Genomic DNA, 6447 nt, shown 5'->3' on the forward strand with positions numbered 1-6447 from the left:
GTTGAATGAAGCAATATCTTGACTATTTTAATATTAGTTATCTGAGAGGTAAAGTCCACTTTTATCTCCATTCGGCACTTTTTAGTCGATTTATCCGCTTTGCTGTAGTCGGTTTTAGTGGAGTATTTGTAGACTTGGGAGCATTCTATTGCTTTCATAGCTCGTTATGTTTGGCGTTAACTCCGAGTGCAATGCTTTCCACAGAAATAGCGATTATTAATAATTTTCTTTGGAATGATTTATGGACATTTGGTGATGTGTCTTTTCAGCAAAAAAACAGTCAAAAGCTGCAACGCTTTTTCAAGTTTAATCTCATTTGTTTAATTGGGCTGATTTTCAATAGCCTAATTGTAAATTTGCTATTTTATCAATTTCAAGTGAATGAATACATAGCTAAATTAGTAGCGATCGCTTGTGTGACACTTTGGAATTTCTGGCTCAACCTGAAGATGAACTGGCAATTAACAAAGACAGAAGTAGATGTAGTTGTAGATATCTAAGTAAAAATCATGTTAAGACCACTAGTTATGTTTGGTTATAGTTTAATTTTTATAATTACTATAATTTTTTCTTCTGGATTCTTGAATGTAGCTTTACCCTATTACAAGACTATCCAAAACCTTGGTGAAATCAGTGTTAAATGGCAATATTTGACTGAACACAAAGATGATTATGACGCTATTTTTTTGGGGCCAAGTACTACCTACTTTGGTGTGATCCCGAAATTGTTTGATAAATACATGACGACAGAGGGTAAAAGTGTAAAATCTTTCAACTTTGGTATTGCAGGTGCAAATGTATCAGAACTAGATTTTTATTTACAAAAAATTCTGGCTTTAGAACCAGCAAACTTAAAGTGGATATTTCTCGACTGTTCAGTTGACCTATTTACAAACATTGGTTCTACTTCCGCTCAAGAGATATACTGGCATACTCCTCGGAAAACTATAGAAAATTTTCAATTAATACTGGAATCATCAATTGATAGTTGGCAAGTAAAAGCTCCATATATTTACGCAAATTTTCAAAGCTTTATCTACCGATGGCTAGGAATTGGTCAGCTTTCCACTTTCTGGCAGGAAAGAATATTAAATTTAGATTTATCAAATGCAGATCCATTAGCAAAAGTATCTGAAGATAGACTCCTACAAGAATCTGGATACTACGCGATAGATTGGCAAAAAAAAGCTGAGAAATGGAAGACTATATTCCGAACAAATGGTTTGGATACTTATCAAAAAAATCTCAAAAATGAACAAATAAAATTAGCCACTTTAAATTCAGAAAGCGCATTTAACAATCCATCTATAATATATGGAGCGAAAATGGTGAAAAATATTGCTTCCCGAATTGAACAACAGCAAGTTAACAATAAGAAAATTGAAGCTGTCTTTTTTATTCCGCCACTCCTAGAGACTGATTCCAACCCATCTGCTATTTACAAAGCATATCAATCAGGATATATCGATACCCTGTTTGCTTTTAATAATCCCAATAAGTTTAGTAATTTATATGAGGTGGATCGCAGAATTGATAGCGCCCATCTCAATTACCAAGGCGCTCAAGAATTTACACTTTTATTAGCATCAAAATTTGCTCAATACTTAAATAATTTATGATATTTACGGAATTTCGGTTTCTATTTTTCTTCCTGGTTGTTTTTTGCATCTATTGGGCTTTGCAGGAACACAATCATCGTAAATTCTGGCTGTTAATCTGTAGTTATATCTTCTATAGTGCATGGGATTGGCGCTTTCTTTTTTTGCTCTTGCTATCGACAGTCATTGATTACTTCGTCGGTTTAATGCTATCTAGACCGCAGGTTAATGATTCGCAAATACAAGAAATTACCAGCACGGAGGTAGTACAAAAAAAAGAAACTACAAGTTTTTGGAATTGGGATGCTTTACTGAACAAGCCACAAAATCAGCAACAACGTCAAGCGTGGTTGCTACTTAGTTTAGTAGCAAATATCGGAATATTAGGATTTTTTAAATACTATAATTTTTTCACTGATTCTGCTGCCAATTTATTAACTTTTTTAGGTTTACCTCTAAGTCTTAAAACCCTTAATATTATTTTGCCAGCAGGCATTAGTTTTTACACCTTTCAAACTCTGAGTTATTCCCTGGATATCTATCTAGGTAAACTCAAACCTGTGAGAAATTTTTGGGATTTTTCTCTATTTGTGACTTTTTTCCCGCAACTGGTTGCAGGGCCTATTGTGCGGGCATCTACTTTTTTACCGCAACTGCTAACCCCGAAAAATTTAGGCGAGGTTGATTTTAGGGGATGTTTAATACTTTTTTTTGTAGGGTATTTTAAGAAAGCGTGTGTTTCGGATAATCTCTCTCCTTTAGTAGAACAGTATTTCACGAATCCAGAAAATTATACTTTCTTGAGTTGTTGGATTGCTGTTATTGCTTTTGTCATACAAGTATACTGCGACTTTTCTGGTTATTCTGATATGGCGATCGCTTCAGCCGGGTTACTTGGATACAAACTACCTCTAAACTTTAATTTTCCCTACTTTGCCAGTAATATAACTGATTTGTGGCAACGTTGGCACATTACTCTCTACAGTTGGTTACGAGATTATATCTATGTTCCTTTAATGAGAAGGCGACCAAAAGCCGAACGTACAGAACTGTTTAAATACAGAAATCTTCTCATTTTGATGCTTTTATCAGGACTCTGGCACGGCGCTGCTTGGCATTTTGTAATTTGGGGTGGATTAAATGGCATCGCCTTAGTTATTCAAAAACAATGGTCAGATTGGGTGGCTCCCTATAAGGCATTTCTACCTTTAAGAAAGATACTAGGTATGCCCATTACATTTTACTGGTTTTGTGCCTTTGCCATCTTCTTTAGAAGTAACGATCTCAGCAGTGCAATAAAAATAGAGAAATCTTTTTTATTCTTGACTTCTCTTGGTTCTCAAAATCTCAATCTCCAAATTGCATGGATTTTTATACCTTTAATTATGCTCCACTGGGCAGCTTATAAGGGTTGGTTTGCTGATTGGTGGCGTAAAATTCCTAGTTGGAGTTTTGCTGTTTTCTTTGGGGTGTTGGTTTCAGCAATATTTCGACTGACAGCCATTAATCCTCAACCTTTTGTGTATTTTCAGTTTTAGTAGTGTTTGATTATTCTTTTAACGTAGACGCAGAGCGGCTTGCCGCAGGCTACCACAGAGGCATAGAGAACACAGAGGAAGAGGGAAGAGAGTAGTTTAGTAATTACGAATTATGACCAAGCTGGAAATAATTAAAAATAAGAATATTGAATCTATTTACCCTCTTTCTCCTATGCAGCAGGGTATGCTTTTCCATACTCTGTATGAGCCTGAATCTGGGGTGTATCTTGAGCAGTTCTGTTTAACGCTCTCTGGAAATATTGATATTGCGGTGCTTCAGCAAGCCTGTTTGCGAGTAGTGAAGCGTCACCCAGTTTTGCGTACTCTTGTGGTTTGGGAAAAGCAAGAAAAGCCTCTCCAGGTAGTATGTAAGGATGTGGAGTTGCCTTGGCAAAATTATGATTGGCGTTCGTTATCTTTAGAAGAACAACAAGAGCAGTTAGAAGTTTTTTTAGAAGCAGATCGAGTCCAAGGTTTTGTTCTTGACAAAGCTCCACTTATGCGATTTAGCTTAATTCAAATCGCTGATGATATTTACGAATTTGTCTGGAGTTTTCATCACCTGCTAATTGATGGCTGGAGTTGGCCAATTCTCTGCAAAGAAGTTTTTGCATTTTATAATGCCTTACTTAAAGACAAATATTTATATTTAAATACTCCCCGCCCTTATCGAGATTACATAAACTGGTTACAGCAACAAGATTTAAGAGCAGCAGAAGCTTTTTGGCGACAACAACTTCAAGGCTTTACTAATCCTACCCGTTTGCAACTAAATCGGGATGAGGCGCAGGTTTTACCACAGCCAAAAACTTACCACGAGCAGCAGTGCTGTTTATCGGCAACTATAACTGCTGCTTTACAGTACCAGGCACAGCAGTATCATTTGACACTTTCAACTTTCGTGCAAGCAGCTTGGGCAATTTTACTCAGTCGTTACACTGATGAGTCTGAGGTAGTATTTGGCGCAACTGTGTCCGGTCGTCCTCTCACTCTATCGGGGGTGGAATCGATGGTGGGACTATTCATTAATACTCTACCAGTTAGGGTAAAAATCCCAACAGCAAAGCCTTTATGGCAATGGCTGAGGCAATTGCAGACTCAACAGGTGGAGCGATCGCAGTATTCTTGGTGTCCGTTAGTAGAAATTCAGGCTATTAGTGAAATTTCCCAAGAATTACCCCTGTTTGAAAGCATTGTGGTGTTTGAGAACTACCCACACGATACGTTTTTATCAAATCTAGGTAGCAGCATCCAGATTACTAAACGGCGAGTCATTGAACAAACCAATTATCCGCTCACAGTCATCGCTGTACCAGGACAAGAATTATCCCTACGCATTCTTTATGATGGTAGCTGCTTTGATGCTGAAACGATTAACCGAATGATCGGGCATCTTGTGACTTTGTTAGAGGGTATGAGCGCTAACGTCGAGCGGACAGTAGCAGAGATATCCATGCTAACTGCCACTGAGCAACACCAAATCTTAGTATGGAATGATACCCAAAAAGATTATCCTCACAAATGTATCGCTCAGTTGTTTGAAGAGCAGGTAGAACGGACACCGGATGCAGTAGCAGTGTCATTCCAATCCCAACAACTGACTTACCAGCAGTTAAATTGTCAGACTAACAAGTTAGCGCACCATCTCCAAAAACTTGGGGTAAAACCAGAAGTGCGGGTAGGGATTTGCGTTGAGCGTTCTTTATCGATGGTAGTAGGATTGTTGGCAATCCTCAAAGCTGGTGGTGCTTACGTACCTTTAGATCCGCGATCGCCCCAAGAGCGCTTGACTTATATGTTGAGTGATTCTCAAGCGTCGGTATTGCTGACAGATTCATCAATTAATTTATCTGAGCAACCATTAACAGTAGTTTGCTTAGATACATCGGAGATTTTTTGCCAAAACAGTCAGGAAAATCCTGTTAGTGGAGTGATACCAGAAAACTTGGCTTATGTCATTTACACTTCTGGTTCTACAGGCAAACCCAAAGGTGTAGCCATGAGTCACCGTTCTTTGGTGAACCTTTTATATTGGCAAATGGACGAAAGTGCTTTGAGTTGTGCCAAAACTTTGCAATTTGCTTCCATCAGTTTCGATGTCTCTTTTCAAGAAATATTCTCTACCTGGTGTAACGGCGGAACCTTAGTTTTAATCACCGAAAAACTACAGAAAGATGGGTTCGCATTATTACAGTTAATTGCCCAAGAAAAAGTGGAAAGACTATTTTTGCCCTTTGTCGCCCTTCAGCAATTAGCCCATGCTGCCTCTATTACTCAATCCTATCCTGCATCTTTGCGTCAGATTATTACAGCAGGAGAACAGTTACATATTACCCCTGTTTTAGTCAACTTTTTTAAGGAGCTTTCTGGTTGTAAGCTGCAAAATCAGTACGGCCCAACGGAGAGCCATGTAGTAACAAGTTTTACTTTAAAAGATGTGACAAGCAGTTGGTCGCCACTTCCGCCCATTGGTCGGGCGATCGCAAATACGCAAATCTACATCCTTGATAGCCATCTGCAACCATTACCAATTGGAGTTCCTGGAGAACTGTATATCGGCGGTGTTGCGATCGCCAGAAGTTATATTAATTCCCCAGAATTGACTGCTGAGAAATTCATTCCTAACCCGTTTGCAAAAGACGGGAGTCGTTTGTATAAGACAGGCGATCGCGCTCGATATTTACCTGATGGCAATATCGAATTTCTCGGTCGAATTGACAATCAAGTGAAGGTACGGGGTTTTCGCATTGAACTGGGAGAAATTGAAACCGTACTCGCCGCACACCCCCAGATAAAAGAAGCAGTAGTTATCCCCAGAGAAGATCAACCAGGGAACAAGCGCCTAGTCGCCTACATTGTCCCCAAACAGCACCTAGACACCAGCGAACTGCTTTGTTACCTCAAACAAAAGCTACCCGAATATATGCTACCTTCTGCTTTTGTAAAGTTGCTGGATGTACCTCTAACCCCCAGTGGTAAAATAGAACACCGTGCTTTACCAGCACCTTTGAGTCGGGAAACACGTAACATCTCTACAGACTTGATTCCACCCCGTACTGCAACTGAAGAAGTTTTGACAGCAATCTGGAGTGATGTTTTAGGACTAGAAAAAGTTGGTATCCACGACAACTTCTTTGCATTAGGAGGGCATTCTTTATCAGCAATGCAAGTCATTGCTCGGTTGCGAGAAACCTTCAAAGTGGAGTTACCCATAAGCTGCCTGTTTGATTACCCGACAATAGTCGAGCTAGATCGGCAAATTTCAGAATACCGCCAAAAAGAGGCAGGGGAGCAGGGGAGCAGGGGAGCAG

4 protein-coding genes are annotated in these 6447 nt (G+C 39.2%); all 4 read left to right on the plus strand.

Annotated elements, in window-relative coordinates:
- The first annotated feature begins 5 nt into the window (after positions 1-5).
- Positions 6-500, plus strand: a complete 495-nt coding sequence (locus G1O98_RS20810) for a GtrA family protein (RefSeq protein WP_163931260.1) — start codon at positions 6-8, stop codon at positions 498-500.
- 9 nt (positions 501-509) lie between these two features.
- A complete protein-coding gene (locus G1O98_RS20815) occupies positions 510-1619 on the plus strand; it encodes a hypothetical protein (protein ID WP_163931263.1) in 1110 nt (369 codons plus the stop codon).
- A 149-nt stretch (positions 1620-1768) separates the two neighbouring features.
- On the plus strand, positions 1769-3136 hold the full coding sequence (locus G1O98_RS20820; protein WP_163931267.1) for an MBOAT family protein: 1368 nt from the start codon (positions 1769-1771) through the stop codon (positions 3134-3136).
- A gap of 112 nt (positions 3137-3248) precedes the next feature.
- Positions 3249-6447 (plus strand): non-ribosomal peptide synthetase (locus tag G1O98_RS20825; protein ID WP_163931270.1); only part of this gene is annotated, 3199 nt, incomplete at its 3' end.

It is taken from the genome of Nostoc sp. UIC 10630 (genome assembly GCF_010747425.1).
Classification (GTDB): Bacteria; Cyanobacteriota; Cyanobacteriia; order Cyanobacteriales; family Nostocaceae; genus Nostoc.